Annotated in this window: 18 protein-coding genes and 1 pseudogene; 4 read left to right on the top strand and 15 right to left on the bottom strand. The window is 57.7% G+C overall.

Annotation, left to right across the window (positions count from 1 at the left end):
* Positions 1–6 precede the first annotated feature (6 nt).
* The 7 genes from AC1DJO_RS26835 to AC1DJO_RS26865 all read right to left on the bottom strand — a co-directional run bounded on the left by AC1DJO_RS26835 (position 7) and on the right by AC1DJO_RS26865 (position 5,778).
* Positions 7–285 carry a type II toxin-antitoxin system TacA family antitoxin gene (locus tag AC1DJO_RS26835; RefSeq protein WP_148194292.1) on the bottom strand — a complete coding sequence of 93 codons (279 nt, stop codon included), beginning with the start codon at positions 283–285 and terminating at the stop codon, positions 7–9.
* A gap of 1,140 nt (positions 286–1,425) precedes the next feature.
* Complete coding sequence (locus tag AC1DJO_RS26840; RefSeq protein ID WP_442208016.1) at positions 1,426–1,827, bottom strand: SEC-C metal-binding domain-containing protein; 402 nt, start codon at positions 1,825–1,827, stop codon at positions 1,426–1,428.
* Between the two features lie 104 nt (positions 1,828–1,931).
* Positions 1,932–2,546, bottom strand: a complete 615-nt coding sequence (locus tag AC1DJO_RS26845) for a hypothetical protein (RefSeq protein ID WP_477973854.1) — start codon at positions 2,544–2,546, stop codon at positions 1,932–1,934.
* Positions 2,547–2,649: 103 nt separating this feature from the next.
* A complete protein-coding gene (locus tag AC1DJO_RS26850) occupies positions 2,650–3,507 on the bottom strand; it encodes a nucleotidyl transferase AbiEii/AbiGii toxin family protein (RefSeq protein ID WP_477973856.1) in 858 nt (285 codons plus the stop codon).
* Positions 3,504–4,331: a type IV toxin-antitoxin system AbiEi family antitoxin domain-containing protein gene (locus AC1DJO_RS26855; protein WP_112445819.1), complete on the bottom strand. Its 828-nt coding sequence runs from the start codon at positions 4,329–4,331 to the stop codon at positions 3,504–3,506. Before AC1DJO_RS26855 ends, AC1DJO_RS26850 begins: the two co-directional genes overlap by 4 nt.
* 217 nt (positions 4,332–4,548) lie before the next feature.
* Positions 4,549–5,205 (bottom strand): argonaute/piwi family protein, encoded by a 657-nt coding sequence (locus AC1DJO_RS26860; protein WP_477973858.1) that lies wholly within the window; start codon positions 5,203–5,205, stop codon positions 4,549–4,551.
* Positions 5,206–5,409: 204 nt separating this feature from the next.
* Positions 5,410–5,778 (bottom strand): hypothetical protein, encoded by a 369-nt coding sequence (locus tag AC1DJO_RS26865; protein WP_477973860.1) that lies wholly within the window; start codon positions 5,776–5,778, stop codon positions 5,410–5,412.
* Positions 5,779–5,997: 219 nt separating this feature from the next.
* On the opposite strand from AC1DJO_RS26865, the gene AC1DJO_RS26870 reads away from it, so the two are divergent.
* Positions 5,998–6,531, top strand: coding sequence for a DUF4142 domain-containing protein (locus AC1DJO_RS26870; protein ID WP_477973862.1), 534 nt, complete (start codon positions 5,998–6,000; stop codon positions 6,529–6,531).
* 121 nt (positions 6,532–6,652) lie between these two features.
* The gene (locus tag AC1DJO_RS26875) at positions 6,653–7,813 is read left to right on the top strand and encodes an MFS transporter (protein WP_477973864.1); all 1,161 of its coding nucleotides are present in this window, start codon (positions 6,653–6,655) and stop codon (positions 7,811–7,813) included.
* 78 nt (positions 7,814–7,891) lie between these two features.
* Here the strand turns inward: AC1DJO_RS26875 and AC1DJO_RS26880 are convergent, their stop codons facing one another.
* Both AC1DJO_RS26880 and AC1DJO_RS26885 read right to left on the bottom strand, forming a co-directional pair.
* Positions 7,892–8,746: an alpha/beta fold hydrolase gene (locus AC1DJO_RS26880; RefSeq protein ID WP_112445823.1), complete on the bottom strand. Its 855-nt coding sequence runs from the start codon at positions 8,744–8,746 to the stop codon at positions 7,892–7,894.
* A gap of 110 nt (positions 8,747–8,856) precedes the next feature.
* Entirely contained in the window at positions 8,857–9,816 is a 960-nt protein-coding gene (locus AC1DJO_RS26885) for an NmrA/HSCARG family protein (protein ID WP_477973866.1), read from the bottom strand.
* Between AC1DJO_RS26885 and AC1DJO_RS26890 the strand changes: the two genes are divergently transcribed.
* Positions 9,815–10,825: a LysR family transcriptional regulator gene (locus AC1DJO_RS26890; RefSeq protein ID WP_477973899.1), complete on the top strand. Its 1,011-nt coding sequence runs from the start codon at positions 9,815–9,817 to the stop codon at positions 10,823–10,825. The two genes, AC1DJO_RS26885 and AC1DJO_RS26890, sit on opposite strands and share 2 nt — an antisense overlap.
* A gap of 43 nt (positions 10,826–10,868) precedes the next feature.
* On the opposite strand, the gene AC1DJO_RS26895 is transcribed toward AC1DJO_RS26890, so the two are convergent.
* The 4 genes from AC1DJO_RS26895 to AC1DJO_RS26910 all read right to left on the bottom strand — a co-directional run bounded on the left by AC1DJO_RS26895 (position 10,869) and on the right by AC1DJO_RS26910 (position 13,896).
* Positions 10,869–11,126: a hypothetical protein gene (locus AC1DJO_RS26895; protein ID WP_112445825.1), complete on the bottom strand. Its 258-nt coding sequence runs from the start codon at positions 11,124–11,126 to the stop codon at positions 10,869–10,871.
* A gap of 117 nt (positions 11,127–11,243) precedes the next feature.
* Positions 11,244–11,588 (bottom strand): GNAT family N-acetyltransferase, encoded by a 345-nt coding sequence (locus AC1DJO_RS26900; protein WP_477973869.1) that lies wholly within the window; start codon positions 11,586–11,588, stop codon positions 11,244–11,246.
* Between the two features lie 186 nt (positions 11,589–11,774).
* Positions 11,775–13,010 (bottom strand): MFS transporter, encoded by a 1,236-nt coding sequence (locus AC1DJO_RS26905; protein WP_477973871.1) that lies wholly within the window; start codon positions 13,008–13,010, stop codon positions 11,775–11,777.
* A 355-nt stretch (positions 13,011–13,365) separates the two neighbouring features.
* Positions 13,366–13,896: an MBL fold metallo-hydrolase gene (locus AC1DJO_RS26910; protein ID WP_477973873.1), complete on the bottom strand. Its 531-nt coding sequence runs from the start codon at positions 13,894–13,896 to the stop codon at positions 13,366–13,368.
* 108 nt (positions 13,897–14,004) lie between these two features.
* Between AC1DJO_RS26910 and AC1DJO_RS26915 the strand changes: the two are divergent.
* Positions 14,005–14,256: pseudogene (locus AC1DJO_RS26915) on the top strand (LysR substrate-binding domain-containing protein); the annotation flags it as partial.
* Between the two features lie 48 nt (positions 14,257–14,304).
* Here the strand turns inward: AC1DJO_RS26915 and AC1DJO_RS26920 are convergent.
* Positions 14,305–14,799 carry a lipocalin-like domain-containing protein gene (locus tag AC1DJO_RS26920; RefSeq protein WP_477973875.1) on the bottom strand — a complete coding sequence of 165 codons (495 nt, stop codon included), beginning with the start codon at positions 14,797–14,799 and terminating at the stop codon, positions 14,305–14,307.
* 49 nt (positions 14,800–14,848) lie between these two features.
* Positions 14,849–15,682 (bottom strand): SDR family oxidoreductase, encoded by an 834-nt coding sequence (locus AC1DJO_RS26925; RefSeq protein WP_477973877.1) that lies wholly within the window; start codon positions 15,680–15,682, stop codon positions 14,849–14,851.
* Between the last annotated feature and the right edge of the window lie 4 nt (positions 15,683–15,686).

Raw genomic sequence — 15,686 nt, forward strand, 5'->3', positions numbered from 1 at the left:
AAGTCGTCATAGGCTGTCAGGCAAACCGGCGATTGCCGCGCGCAGCTTGGCGTTGGGTTTGGGCGGATTTTCCAGAAGCTCAAGAATGCGAAGATGATCGCGCTTTGACACTCTGATCGTTTCCGCTTCCTCGATAATAGCTTCTGCTTCTCTCAGTGCGGATTGGGTTACGAAATTCGTCAGATCGGTATTACGAAGTGCTGCGGCGCGCAGGAGCTTAGCCTTGGCCGTGGCAGGCACCCTCAAACTCATACGCTCACTATTCTCGTTCGCTATGCTCGGCATGTCGGCCTCCATCTATCAATGCAATATAGGCAAAATTCCTCTCGGCGTCACTTACGTGTGTCTTCAAAGCGCACAGGTCAGATGCCAGGGCTTCCATATCTTCACCGCTTGCCTCAGGGCTTGGCGGCAATTCGAGCGGCCCTGAAACTCTTCGCGGGGAGGGAGCAGAATTTCGGCGAGCTCTCGCTCGGCATGGTGCAGCAATGCATTCAAGACTAGCTCGATACGCAGCTCGGCTTTCCATGCTCCGGCGATGAGGGCGAGTATAGCTTCTACATCGACCGCGGCTATCCGCGCGTCGAGGATCGCCGCTCGTTCTTCCAGCGCTATATCTAGGCCGCGAAGCTAAGCAGCGCGCCTCGCGAAGAATAATCTGTTCCGTCTGGTCTGGACCACGAATTTCGACAGCCTCATGGCACGGGCGCTTGCGGAGACGCCGGTCAAGCTGTGCCTCTCGGATAAAGGAGGTCGGAAGGACTTTCCCCTTTCAATCTATTTTTCCTCCTGACCGCTACCAAATTCTACGATTGCCGCTGCGTCCAGGTCGGAGTTTGCATCCGTCCAATTCGGTTTGCAACTTCGTCCAATCCGGAACTTACAGCCGTCCATTTCGGAAATTCGGAGGGGATTCGCCAGCTACCGAGGAGAGTGAGCGGAGGCGTGTTGGAGTGGGCGTTCAAATCGTACGCCTTGAAGGGGTTTGAACCTTCGACCTGCAAATGCAGGTCACTTACCATTGATTTCATTTCTGATTAATCGTTGCTCGATCGTCTTTATCGGTCTGCAGGTCCAACCTTTCTCGAAACATCCGCAGTCTGGTGCCTGGCGGTAGGCTTGTCCAAGTCGGCGTGCTGGGACGCGACGACAACGCCATCATTCCTCTCGACCTCATTCTTCACAACCCCTGCGGCTTATCGGAACGGTCATAAAATCGAGAGCACGGCCGGAGAAAATAGCGATGATCCGCAGGTTCAAGGAACAAGTGCTGTCGAGGATTGGCCAACAGCTTACGCCGGTCATCGGAGCGGTATATCCGATTACGGCTAACTAGGACGCCCATCGCCGGATGGAGGCCGGCGGGTTATTTGGGAAGGTCGTTATAACCGGCTTGCATGAATGAGGCGCGGATAACTCCCCCAATCAATCGAGCTTTCCATGACAATGCTTGTATTTTTTCATTGAGCCACATGGGCAACGATCATTGCGGCCAACCTTAGGAAGCTTGATTTCTCGGTGCGGCATGGGGCTATCCCCGAGCATCAGTTTGTCAGCAAAGCGCCTTACCACATCTACTGGCGGGGCTTTCCATTGCGGCGGCGGGCCAAATCGACGAAGCTCCTTGATAATATTTTGCTGATCACTCAGTTCCTTCTTCTGCATCGGCATTAGACCGCCGGCATAGGGCGCAAGCTGCTGCATTTGCCGTTCAGCCTTATCGAACTCACCGCAATAGGCCAAAATCACCGCATAGTGGGAACGGACCGAGATCAAAAAGTCCGCCAGTTTCCACTGCTGAAGTTGCGGTAACAGGATTGTTTCCATGACCTGCTTTGCTCCGAGGAAATCGTTCCGCCCAACGAATTCATCAGCGAGGTCCTGCCCCACGCGGAACAAGGAATGCGGCGCTCGTGCTAATTCGTAAAACTTCAGAGCGTGGATTCGGGCAAATGCGCGACCGAGCCTGCCACATCATGTGCTTTTGCTAGAGCATCTAGAGAGTCTGCGAGATGCTTGATATCCTCGACGTTGGCGCCTTGCTTCACCATCTTAGCCAGTTGCGGCGAATTGTTGCCCATCACCTCGCGAGGTGTGAGACCAATAATCTCATAGTAATCCGCCACCAACCGGTCCAGCCTGCGAATGGCTGGCTCTGCGTCTCCCAATGCTGTTTCGGCTATAGCGACATTGTAAGAGAAGATGCGCTTGTGAGCTGCGGGCATTCCCTGCACGACTGGAGCCAATCGAGCAATCAATGCCGCTACGCTGCGGCGATTTCCCTCAGAAGCGAGAACAACCATCCGTTTCATTCCGACGCGAAGTTGTTCCTCGTTGCCGAGATGATGCTCGGCAATAAGGCCATCCATTTGATCGAGCCAAGCCAATGCGCGGTGGGATTTAAGCTTAATATCGGCAAAAGCCAGTGCATCCAGACCCTTCAACCGCTGATCTGCCGGAATTTCTGGGTTGGCAATGGCAGCTTCAAGATAGCCGGCAATTTCCGGCCACACTCCGAGTTCATGAAACAATTCCTCGGTGCCCATTTCGACAAGAACATCAATTCGACCGACCTCGCCCGTGAGAGGCCGAGGTTGTCCAAGCGTAGCACGAAATCAGGTGCGACCCGTTGTAGCTTAGCTGGCAGAGCTAAAGTCTGAAACGCTCTTTCATCTCTGACGTACGTATCCATGGATCGCCGGCAATCTTAACGATCATCTCTTCAAACACCCGAACAAACGCATGCTTGGTGGCTTCTTCAGATAATTCTTCTGCCTGCTCAATCGGAAGCAGCGGCTTCATGTCGATCAATAGACGCGGGTTTGCCAGCTTCGCGAACATCCGCTCTTCTGCCTGAGCACGTGATATCGATTGGCCTGCTAACCCCAGATACTGGCCAAACAAAGCGGCGACGCGTTTCACATTCAGCCCGTCAAACGCCTCGAGCGCATGGGAAAGATCGTAGAGATCGCGGCCTTTGTCGCGTTGTAGAAGCGCCCGCAACTTCGTCGCCAACATCTCCTCGCGCGAGAAGGTCGGTATTCCTGCCTCGCCTGAGAACCATGGGTTGTCAACCCGTAGTGCCAGAGTCTGTGGGGGGTCAAAAGCTTCAATTTCGCGCGTGTTGATTTCAACTTTCAGCCGGATAGGCACGCCGCTGCCGTCTTCTGCTTCCACACGGAAACGAAACTTGGGAGCGACCGGGCTCTGATCAAAATTCGCTCGGCCGAGCCAGGGTTCGAGAACGACGCGCAATTGATCGAGGATCGGGCCTATCGGACCTGAAGATGTCCGGACGAGATCGATGTCTTCAGAGTAGCGAAGCGGCTTTGGGAAGTGGAGCTTGTTGAGAGCTGTGCCGCCGCGGAAACGCAGCTCGGTGCCAAGCATCTTGTCGTTGAAGATGTCGACTAGAGCCCGGCTGATAATGAGGTCTTGCTCCACTTGCCGCTGATCCGCCCAAGGAACAACGTTGCTCCAGGCAACAATATTCTGACTAGGAATCATTCGTCCACCTCAGGCGTGCGGCGGACAATCACTTGCCAACGATCATCCCTCTCCTGCGGCTCACGCGTGAAATCCGGGTCACGTATCTCTTGCCGATCGAGTTCGGTCCATGCTGGAGGGCCTCGGGCTATCAAGGCCGTATGCATCAAGCCTGTTCGATCAAGGTGGCCGAGCCGGTCCAGCAAATAACCGAGACGCTGCACGACCGGGCGCTCGGTCATATCGGAGAGGACCGCAAGTTGATCAGGTGAGATTTTCTCGCCGAGGTCCGCAAGGACGGTTGCAACATTGTCCAGCCCCCCCGAAGCCTGCGGATACCGGAGGAGATCAAGCGCAGTGAGTGCCGGCGACGATATCTTCATCGTTCCCGTATCTGTTTTGCGATTTTCGATTCCCGCTTCCACCCTCGCTATATCCTTGCGGAAATAGAAGACAATCAAATTGCGACCCGCCTTGATCTTCGGCATTCGCTTACCGGTAACAACCTGGAATTCCATGACGGCCTGGTGTGTCGCGCCATGAAGTTCTGCCGCTTTCAAAAGACCGACATAATAGGGCCGCTGTTCATGCCGCATCAGAGCGTCAATGTACCACGACGGAGGCGGCGAGCCCCAAGAGGCGAATTGTGGAGGCACGGCAACATAGAACCCCTGTCGCAACCTTATTAGCGCTTTACGGCGTTGCAGGCGTTCAGCCGCATCAAGAAATGCGCCGCGGTTTAACCCGAGCCCGTGCTCCGCTTCTTGAGCTGTAAATACCACTCTGCCAGCAGATAGCAGGCCGTTTATGTGAGATGACAAGGCGGATCGCTGATCGTGAATCATAGCGCATTATCCGCTCTTCATGCGGACATTTCAACATAGTTTTCTCGTGGAGCAGCAATCATGTTTGTTTATCCGCGTTACAAGCGGCTTTCCAAACATGATAAGTGAAACTGAACGAAACGGATTTCTGTGTGTGTTGAAAAGCACGAAATCAACTGACTTGCTCGGAGACGAAGCGAGCTTGGGGGCGCTTTAGATGATGCCTTAAGATCCCCGATTACATGAAGAGCCGGTAGGGGTACACGTTCCTCGGCAAATCGGGGACATTCGCTATCGTACGGGCAAGACGCTGCGAATATCGGATGCTCACCGGAACAGGATCGTAGAGGGCATCGTTGTTCCAGTCCATCTTCGTCAACGCGAGCGCCTCATGAGCCGAGAGCTCCAATGATCCGCTGCCGGCGTGTCTGATCAGCTGGAGCGGCTTTGGAATGCTCTTCTTCCCCTGGTAATAGTCGCCTTTACTGGACACTTCAGGAGCGTTGCCAGCCACCCAGACAAGGGCTGACGTTCCGGATCTGATGACAACGGTCCCCCTCGGCACGGGATAGCCGGATGGCTGGGTCGGAGAGTTAGATCGTCGAGATTCAATAAGCCAAACCCCTCTCCAACAGGAGGCAGGGCTTACTTCGATACACTCGATTTCGGCTACACCAGCCAACGCATCAAAGGCACCATCGATTTCCGCCTGTTTGAAAGCTGTCGTCTTGTGGATCGCCAGGCGCTTGGGAAGAATGCCGCCATTCCGGCCTTGGTATAGCGCAAGGCTTCGAGCCAGAACCGCTCGCATGTCGTCGCGGCTAAGAAACGGGTTCCGCCGTGCCTCCGCGATATCCGCCACCGGGTCGTTCGCCTCGAACGCAACGAACTGCATTCCACCGCCATCCATGTCGAAGACTTGGGAGCAGCATGTGACATAGTGCGCATCGCGTTGATTGCCGCGCAGAGCTTAGGCAAGACCGATATAGGCAGTGTCAGCGGGGACGCCCTTTAAAGGTGCAAGCTTCCACGGCGTTCCTGCTGCTTTGACGTAGAGCGCTATCGCCAATCGCCACGAGCGCGAGGCCGCGTGGGAGAATTAGAATACCCTGTCGTTTATCACCTGTGTAGGAATATTGTATTTCGCGCCAAGCGCTTTTAGAGCGTCGTGAGCGTCAAAGTGCTTGCCCCTTGTGGCGAAAGACCAACTGTCGGGGAAATGCACGAGAACGACATCAAAATCATTCCGTACGGTGTCGAGGCGTCGCAGCGCCGTCTCCATCGCCGAGAACAGTCGAAATTGCGCATCACCCTCGCCGGGGAGCTGATCGATAGAATCCGGCCATTTAATATGGGCGTCACGAGGCGCTGCTTCCAAATTGACATGAAAGAGTGTCTCAAAACCTGGATAGGGCGGGACATATTCCGCGCGGTCGCTTGGCTGGTGAGCTTTTCGAAGCGAAACCATCAACTCGCCTCGTCGGCGCTCCTCATCCAGCTCAATCCTCCTCGTTCGAACAGGATGAAGGCAGGACGGAGAGAAGAAGAATGAACCGGTCGAAGGCGCACCGACCAGCTCGATCGCCAGCTTCCGAGCTGTGAAGCGGAGGAAAGCCGGCAGGCGCAGGAACGATCAGGCGACACTTTAGTTTACGGTGCACAACCCTAGCCCCACAGGAGCACCCAGATGAAATCCATCCTAGCCTTCGCCGGCCTCTCCCTCATGCTCGCTTCCCCCGTGCTTGCTCAGACCGCCGCGGAAAAGACCGGCGTCAACTCCGTCATGGGCATTGCGCCGAAAACCGGAGACTTCATCACCGAAGCAGCTAGCAGCGACATGTTCGAAATCGAGTCGAGCAAGCTTGCGGTCGAGCGCTCGCAGGACGCTGCGACGAAAGCCTTCGCGCAGCAGATGATCGCCGACCATACGAAGACGTCCGACGACCTGAAGGCGCTAGTTTCTGGCGGGAAGGTGAATGCCACCATCCCGACCGCGATGAGTTCGGCTCAGCAGAGCATGCTCGACGACCTGAAGAAGCTCAACGGCGATGACTTCACCAAGCAATACCACTCCGATCAGGAAGATGTCCATGAAGACGCGGTTGACCTGTTCAAGCGCTACGGCGACGAGGGCGAAAACACCGAGCTGAAAGCTTGGGCAGCAAAGACCCGTCCCGCCCTCGAACACCACCTGATGATGGCCAAGGACATGAACAAGTAGCGTTTAGGGGAAGTGGTCATCGGCGTGGAGGCTACCAGCGCCGCCCTCCGCCGACACCAAGCTCGCAAAACGTAGTGATCGCAGCCCGGCCGACGCGCCGGGCTCTTTTCGTGGGATGCAGATGAACGTCCTTGCTTTGCCCGTTCTGGCCGTCGCCTTTCTGCTGAGCATGTACTTCCGCAGCTATTTTGGCGTCGTCGGTCCGGCTCTGTCCACGGACCTGTCACTGTCTGCAGAACAATTCGGCTGGCTCGCCTCGGCATTCTTCGCATCGTTTTCAATCCTGCAGATCCCGGTCGGCATAGCGTTCGACAGGTGGGGCGTGCGTGCTCCCATGGCGGCGATGATGATGCTCGGAGCCACGGGGGCGGCCGTCGTCGCGCTCTCGCCGGGCTACTGGTTGGCGATCGCCGGACAATCCTTCATCGGCATTGGCTGCGCCCCAATTTTTATGGGGGTACTTTATTATCTCGGGCGTACGAACGAACCCCAGAAGGCTGGTCGGCTCTCCGCCACTGTCAGCGCCGCGGGCTCGACCGGCGCGCTGCTTTCCGCGGCTCCCCTTACGTGGTTCGTCGACGCATTCGGCTGGCGCCCTGCTTGCTGGCTGGCAGCGGCCGTAATGGCGGGCAGCGCTGCAGCGATTGCTCTTGCGCTCGGACCAACGCCGGCGAGCGCGGATGAAAGTGATCCCGATCAAAGTCGTTGGTCTCTGGTGCCCCTGCTCTATCTCGTGCCGGTGTGCTTCACCCTCTCGCTTGGCGGCACGTTCCGAAACGCATGGGCCACGCCGTATATCACCTCGTTGTTCGGTCCGGATGCGGCGGTGGGAACGATGCTTACCGCTGTTAGTATCGTTGGCATTGTAACCGGCTTCATGCTGCCTGTTTGTCTTGTACGGGTCTCCGCAAGCTCGATTGTGATATGTACTTACGTTGTCGGGGTGGCCTGTGCTGTCCTCCTCGCCTTTGCCCCGGGTTTAAGCTTTCTCTCAGCCTGCGCGGGTTTGGCCGTTCTCTATGCCATGGGAAACGTGCATCCGCTGGTGATGACGGAAGCTCAAACCCTTATTCCACCGGGCAAGCGCGGTTTAGTGCTAGGAGCACTCAACACGCTCGTCTTTCTCGGTGTCTCAGCGGCGTCCGCCGTTTATGGTGAGATCGCAGGACTGTCCTTGCCGGTACTGACGATCTACCGTTTGATCTTTGCAATCACTGGAGCAGCGATCGCGGTAGCCGCTCTCTGCTACGTCGTGTTCACAGGTCGGGAGCCGGTGCACTGAATCGCCAGTCATCCCTGGTTTCAAGGCCCTCGATGACCAAGAGCATGCGGTACGTCATGCCCTGGCGCCTCGCGGCATTCACGACAGATATGAGAGGATAGCTGCCGCCAGATCTTCGGGGTTTTCTTCCGCAACGTGATGACCGCTGTCGATTCCAAATCCTTGCACGTCGGTCGCCCAGTTGTGCCAGATGGCCAATGGGCTGCCGTAGATCTGCTCCAGGTCGTCGCGCGTCGACCAGAGGCAAAGCATTGGACATCGCACTTTCCTGCCAGCATCGCGGTCGGCCCGATCGTGTTCGTGATCGATCCGGATGCCCGCCCGATAATCTTCCACCATCCCATGGACGACGTCCGGATCTCGGATGGCGATCAACAAGTCGGCATAAGCGTCCGAACCCATCAGATCGGATGTCAGCCCATACCATGCCAGAGGGTCGGCGAGGATCGCCCGCTCCGGTTTTTCGGGTTGGGCGAAAAAGAACCAGTGATACCAGTCACGCGCAAATTTCCAGTCAGCGCGTTCCAGATGCTCGATGATCGGCAGGCAGTCGACGACGATCAGACGCTGGATCACCTCTGGCCAATCCATCGCCATTCGAAACGCCGGGTAGCTGCCACGGTCATGGCCGACGACCGAAAAGCGGTCATAGCCGAGGCGACCCATGAGTTCGACGAGAGCAGCGGCCTTCTCTCGCTTTGACGAGTGCCGGCTGTCCGGCGCGTCAGGCGGGATATATGACTGCCCGAAGCCTGGGAGGTCCGGGCAAATTACCGTTAGCGACGGCGCCAGCCGATCCGCCACCTGTCCCCAGGTCATGTGTGTCCGCGGATGTCCATGAAGGAGAAGGACGGGTGGCCCCTCCCCTCCCTTCCTCAGCCGGATCTGGCCGCGTGATGTTTGGATGGTTGTGAGCTCGAAGCCTGTGAACATCGGATGCTTTTTGCGGGATTTCTAGATCGACCTTTCTGTTCGAAAATCCCCTTTGCTGATAAAGGTTCCCGCGCTCGACGTGCGACTAAACGACGACGAGCGACCGAGGTTTACGAGCTGAGACCAAAAGCCCTTTTCTCGCCATCCCAACCGGTCTTGATCAGGAACTGCTCCCAGGTGAGACTGGAGGAATTGATCCGCCTGCTCCACGAGAGATCCCGGTCTTTCCGGAAATATCCGTATTCGACTGCGTATTCCGCCATGCCGATGTTTTCTCGAACGAGCTCGGGATTTCCGCCGAACTCCGGAAAATGACGAACCAGTTCCTCAGGGGTGTAGGCGGATGCATACACAGCCTTCCGGCCCGTGACGCGCTTGAAGGTCTCGATCATCTCGGCAGGTGATAGGATGTCGCCGATGATCGGGAGCGTTTGCCCGGCATAGGTTTCGGGGCGGGCGAAGATTTCAAGAACGGCTGGCCCTGTCGCCGTCAGCGGATCGACGAAAGGTGCTCGGAAATGCTCCGGCAGATAAATGGGAAAGACGAGCGTGTCGCCCTCCTTACGCGGCGTATAATATTCGAGAAGGTTGGTGTAGAAGAACGCCAGCTCGATGAACGAACTGCGAACGGGAAGATCCTGGATGTAAGCCTTGACGCGCGCCTTGTCCGTAAAATGCGGCGCGAACTTCGAACCTCCAGTAATCTCATCCACGTTTTCCAGTGTGCTGAAGACGATGTGCTTCACACCTGCTTCGACAGCAGCATCGGCCAGATCCCTACCGATATCGAACTCGTAGATTTCTGGAGGGGCGACGACTGGCGTCATCAGGAAGGCGCCCTGCGCTCCCCGGAACGCTTTCACAAATTCACCCCTGTTGTTGATCGCAAGCGGCGCGGCGATGAGTTCAGCGCCCTGCTCGGCCAGCTTGCGGGCCGCATGTGAGTCTGGACGACTTGTCAGCGCACGCACGTGATATCGTCCACTCCCCAATAACGACTCTACTACGCTCCGGCCCTGCTTGCTCAGGCTGCCTGCGACGACAATGGTAGGCTTTTGATTGATCGACATGTGTATCTCCATCACTTTCTTGGAGCAGCGCATCACGCGCTCCCGGGAGATGAAAATCGCAATTTGTCAGCCATATGTGAAATCGATTGATTTATGCGTTACTATCCAGCACATGGATATGAAACGTGTCGATCTCAACCTGCTCGTCAGTCTCGAAGCTCTGCTTGTCGAGCGCAACGTCACGAGGGCCGCAGCCCGGCTACATATGAGCCAGCCGGCGCTCAGCGCGCAACTGAACCGCCTTCGCGACCTGTTCAATGATCCCCTGCTCGTGCCGGCCCATCGTGGCATGGTGGCGACCGCCAAGGCCCTTGAGCTGATTGGACCCCTTCGAGCCTCGCTGGATCAGCTTCGCGGCACACTCCAGGGCCATGAAAGCTTTTCTCCCGCAACAGCCGAGCTGACCATCTCGATCGCCTGCACCGACTACGTCGAAGCCGTGGTGGTGGCGCCTCTGATCGTGACGCTACGCGAAAAGGCTCCGAAAATCCGGCTCGCCGTACACCGCCTCGCTCCAGCCAGCGTAGCGCGCCAACTGGCGGATGGTGATATCGATTTCGCCATCGCCACACCGGATGCCGGGCAGGCTCACCTGCGTACCCAGTATCTGTTTGAGGAAAGCTATATTCTGATCGGCCGCCCCGGGCACCCACGGATCGCCGAGGGGGCGACCGCAGCCGGGTTCGCCCAGCTTGAACAGGTGATCGTCTCGCCTTCTGGCGGCGCATTTTCTTCGCCTGTGGATGTTACCCTGGAAGCCCTCGGTCACTCCCGCGCCGTTGTAGCGTCTGCCGCCTCATTCCTCGTAGTGCCAAGCATCGTCGCCAGCAGCGATCTCGTCGCAATGGTGCCGCGCCGCCTGATGCGGGGCCGCTTAGCTGAAGTCGCATGGATAGACGTTCCGTGGCTTGCAGAGCGGTTTCAGCTCGAGTTCATATGGCACGAACGGACGCACGGGCATCAAGGCCAGCAATGGATCCGCGAGCAGATTCACCTCGCCTCCCGCTGACCCACGCCATTTCGAGCGAAAGACAGATGTCTCGGGTATTCGTTCAACGGCATTCCCTGACTGGAAACATGTCTTCACCGTAGTGATGGAGCCGGGTGTGATGCCGACGGCACAGCCATCGGACGTCCAGAGGCTCCTCGTATTGATCGTGATGGGCGTCGACGGCTTCAACACCGCAAACTTCACAAGTTTGCCTATCAATCTCTCCTGCCTTTAGGGCTCGCTGAACCGCGAGATGGGCTTCGTATTTGCCGGGATTGGCCCGTCGCCAGTTGGCCTGGCGGGTGTCCGTCTTCAGCATGTTTCGCTCCACGTGATAGGCTGATTGTTTGATAGCACGGTTTCAGCGCCACCTCGCCTGATAAGCCATGAAATGCTGTCGGCCTGGGCGGTCCTGCCGATCAACATGATCCTGCCGTCACTGCCAAACATCGAAGCCTGGAGCCTGAAAGCTGAAGGTGTCGAGCCAGATTCCGACGCAACTCTGTTCGTTTGCCCACTGTTCCGCCTTGGCCAGAAGTTTTGTTCCGAGCTGTTGGCCTCTCATGATTTCGGGCACGAAAAGTAGCTCGACGAACAGCCAGTGATAATAGCATTTCGCCCACAAGCCCCCGCGGATCTCGCCCTCATCGTCCCGTAGAAAAATGGCCAGCGGCTGGTAATGATCGTCGCCAGCCTTCAGATCATTGAAGGCGAGCAGAGGATCAAGGATCGCCTTGCGGTCATCTTCGTTTGGGTCCAGCGTCACTTCTAAAACGGGCAATTTGTAACCTCATCATTTTTCATCGTCCAGCGTGTACCGGAACTCCAAACCGGTCGCCATACTTGGCCGCCGGCTTTCTAGTCTTTCCAGCAAGCAGGCTACCCCTGCAGGCCGGACGGTTATTTATGTCATGCGCCAATATGAGGTCTTCCCTGTCGATGCCCCGCCAGTTCGAGCCATTGTTCATTATGGCCGTCTCTGACGACCGGCCAGAAACGCAACAACGGCCAGGCACTGGACTGCAGCCGCCATTATAAACAACACGGGGTCTGAGATTGTTCGGGCGATGCCGAACAGCGCGGGCGCGAAGGCATACGTCGCTTGGCTGATAGCCACGATCACCGGCACCACGCGAGAGACATCGCTCTTGGCGAATTCCACCTGTGCGATGAGCGGCGGGAGCGACGTTGCGTTGCCGATGCCAAGACCGAAAAGCAGGATGCCAATGACCGCCCCGGCAGGGCTGCCTGCGTCGGTGGCCAAAAGTAGCAGGGAACCGAGGATCTGGACGCCATAGCTTGCGGACGCGATCAAACGGCGGTCCGCCGAAGCGGGCATCAACCAGCCGAGGGCTGTTCGTCCGACGATCGCGGCGACAGTAGCGCCGCCCATAAGCAGGCCCGCCGCCTGCGGTCCAAAGACCGGAACCATGATCGAAAAAAGGTGGGCGAGCAGTCCGATCTGCGCAAACAGCCCGGCCGCCATACCGACAGCAAGTGTGAGGAAACGACGATCGCGCCACAGCGACGCGCGTACTGTCGGCGCAGCGGACAACGGAGCGCTCTCCCCTCCCTGTGGGCCAACTCCGTCTGGATATTGGCCGAGAGCATCGGGTGATTTGGAAAAGGCGACAACCGACAGGGCGCCGACGACGAGGACCATGGAGATGCCGACTATGACGGCTGCCTGCGCAAATCCACTTGCGGCGATAAGCATAACCCAGAGGGGCGAGAAGACGACGCCCCCTACGCTCGCCCCATTGTAGGCCATGGACAGTGCTGCCGGGCGCCTCTGGACGAACCAAAGTGCGATGATGGCATTCACTGCTGCCGCGCCCATCGCCACCCAGCCCGCTCCGCTCAAGACCGCTGCGGCAAACAGGTTCCAGGGTCGGCTGGCGATAGACCAACCGACGACGCCGATGGCCAGAAGTACTGCGCCGGCGGTGGTGACCGCGGCGACCCCGGCAAGTCGATAAAGTCGAGGCAGGTTTGCGACGACGACCGCACCGACCAGAAAGTGCAGTGTCACGGCGGCCGAGACGAGCGCGACGGACCATCCTGTTCGCTGGACTACCATCTGGAGGTAGATCGGTGGTCCGTAAAAACCGACACCCCAGCCAAAGACCGCCAGCACGAAGGTCGCGGCAACCACATGCCAGCCGAAAAAAGCGGTTGTTCTCGATTGCGGATAGGATGTCATGATTTGGGCTCCGATGGCGATGGGTCCTTATGGCAGGTTCCCGGAGGCTATGCTTCGGTCACGACCGAAGTATCGGTGCTTTTTGCGGCCCAGCGCAGGAGCTTTGGACTGGTTCACTGCAAGCTGCATACGGCGGCCGACGACACTCGGAATGCTGCCATTATTGGATGCTCATTCGTTAGAGGAGAGGAGACGCAATGTCCGTCCGACTGTTCGCATTCCTGCTTGTTTTGTTGTTTTCGGAAGACGTCCTTAGCTGCCGAAGGCTGACGGCTGCAGCTTTCCGGACCTAAGAAGATGGTGGAGCGTGTAAGCGACAGAACGTGCAGCTGGTTATGGCGAAGCGCCCCTTAGATTAGGATGGCATGCTATGATGGAGGTAGCAATGATTGTACAAGCTTGTATCAACGGTGCTCGTCCCATTCGGAACGAAGACAGCGGCGCCGGGGAAGGCTTTGCCGCCGTCCGCGGTCCTCAAGTTGCCGACATGGTCGGGGTGGGTGTGCGAGATGACGATCGCGTCGATGTCCGCAGGGGTAAGGCCGACCGCGGCAAGGTTGTCAAAGATGCGCCCGCCATTCGGGCCCATGGTCTTGCCGGCCCCAGCTTCAATCAGGATCCGCCGACCGCCGGTCTCGATCAGTAGCGTGTTGAGGTTGAGCGTAAGGTGGTCGGTCGGCAGAAATGCTTGCCGCAGGACCTCCTGAAGCTCGGCTTCCGGCGCGTTGCTTGCATAGACGCGGGGCGGGCCGCCTATCACACCATCGCTCAACACGGTTGCGCTGATTTCTCCGACGCGGAAACGGTAATAGCCAGCATTCCCGGTCACCGAAGACGCAGCCTGGGCGTTGGCGCTGCCAGAGCCACCCAGGCTTGGGATGAACATGCTTTATGCGCCTGCGACAGCGGACAGCATGATGGAGCGTCTGATGAGTGTGAAAGCACTCATCGGGTTTTCCTCCGTGTTGGGCGCTCAGTCGCTTCATCGTTTCGCACCGGCCGCTTGACGGTCAGCTCTGCACATAATGAACTGCAAGCTGCGTTAGCCGGCAGAGGAATCGCGCATGTCTTCGACGGCTATGCAAAATCGCATGTCCAAAGCGGTCTGCTGGTGGAGCTTCTCTCCGACTGGAGCCCCACCTTGCCGCACTGGTTTTTATACTATCCAAGCCGCCGTCTTCCGAGTGCCGCCATGCGTGCGTTTCTCGATTACATGAAAAGCTATGACTGGACGGCGAATGACTGACGGCGCACGCCAAAAGGTCGAGATCTTACGGCAGCCAGCCTCCGGCGCTCATTTGACGCGCTGCCATTCAATCTTAATTTCAGTGCCTTCCGGCCTGCGGAACTGTTCGGTCATCCGATCGCCGTCAACAACCATCCTCAGATCATCGCGTGTTCGTACGCTGCCGACCCAGTTCGGAAATGTCGATCCCTCGACACGATTTCCGCTGAATTCGCCCGTCTCATCGACGGTGTAAGTGCCGAAGAACCCGATGCTGTGTGACATCGCATTGCGATTTTCATCGTCAGTCCCCTCACCTCGTGCATTGGAAGCAAAGCGCGGGACGTCGGCGTCGGTCAGAACCTCTACAAAGTGCATGTCGGGTGTGAACACGAGAAGGCCATTGGGCTTTTCTCCATAGGCGGCGATGTTTTTTCCGCCGGAATCGATGGTTGCCGATACCATGCGCCAAGTGCCTACAACCTGGTTTTCAGCGGCTGTCTGGGCAAAAGCAGAAGCCGAGACAGTAAGGGCGAGAGCCAATATAGCTAGACGAAGGGTCATGTTATCTTCTTTCCTGTTCTCGAAGTCCTTGGTTCCGGACCGCTGCGGTTCAAAGATCCTGCCTGTCGGCGGAATCTGCCACGTCTCTCTGTGCCTCAAGGGCGGACAGGCGTGCAGAAAGCGCCTTTGAGATAGAGGAATAGGCCGTGCTGCCTAGCGTCAGCCGCAGCGGTGGCTCCTCGCTCTCGGCGGCTGAGATCATTGCGGACACGGCGCGCACCGCATCCCCTTTGATCTCGAAGCTTCCGTCGCTGATCGCCCGGCGAACGGCGCCAGCCGGCGTTTCAGCGTAGGCATCCAACGGTATGGCCTGAACGAGATTCGCTCCGAAATTCGTGCCCGTCGGCCCGGGCTCGGCGATGATGACGTCGATGCTGAAAGGCGCCACTTCCTGTGCCACGGATTCGAGGAACCCCTCGATGCCCCACTTGGTCGCGTGATAGAGGCTGAAGCCCGGATAGGCGATCTGCCCGCCTTCGGACGAGACTTGAACGATCCGTCCACCGCCTTGCCGGCGAAGATGAGACATTGCTGCGCGGATCAGATGAATGGACCCCGTGAGATTTGTGGCGATCTGCCGGTCGATCTCTTCATTCGTCAGCTCCTCCACAGCACCGAACAGGCCATAGCCCGCGTTGCTGACGATCACGTCTATGCGGCCATGCCGCTCAAAGGCTCGTTCGACGGCCGAGACAATGCTCTCCGGCTCGACCAGATCAAGCTGAATGGTATCCAGGCGCTCGCGATATTTCTGCTCAAGCTGCGTCAGCGTTCCTGGGCGACGGAGCGTGGCGATGACGGTGTCCCCTTGGGCGAGTAACTGCTGCGTCATCTCAAGACCGAGCCCGGAGGAAGCGCCAGTGATGAACCATGTCCTTGTCATGTAA

This window comes from Rhizobium sp. 05N430 (assembly GCF_056396985.1).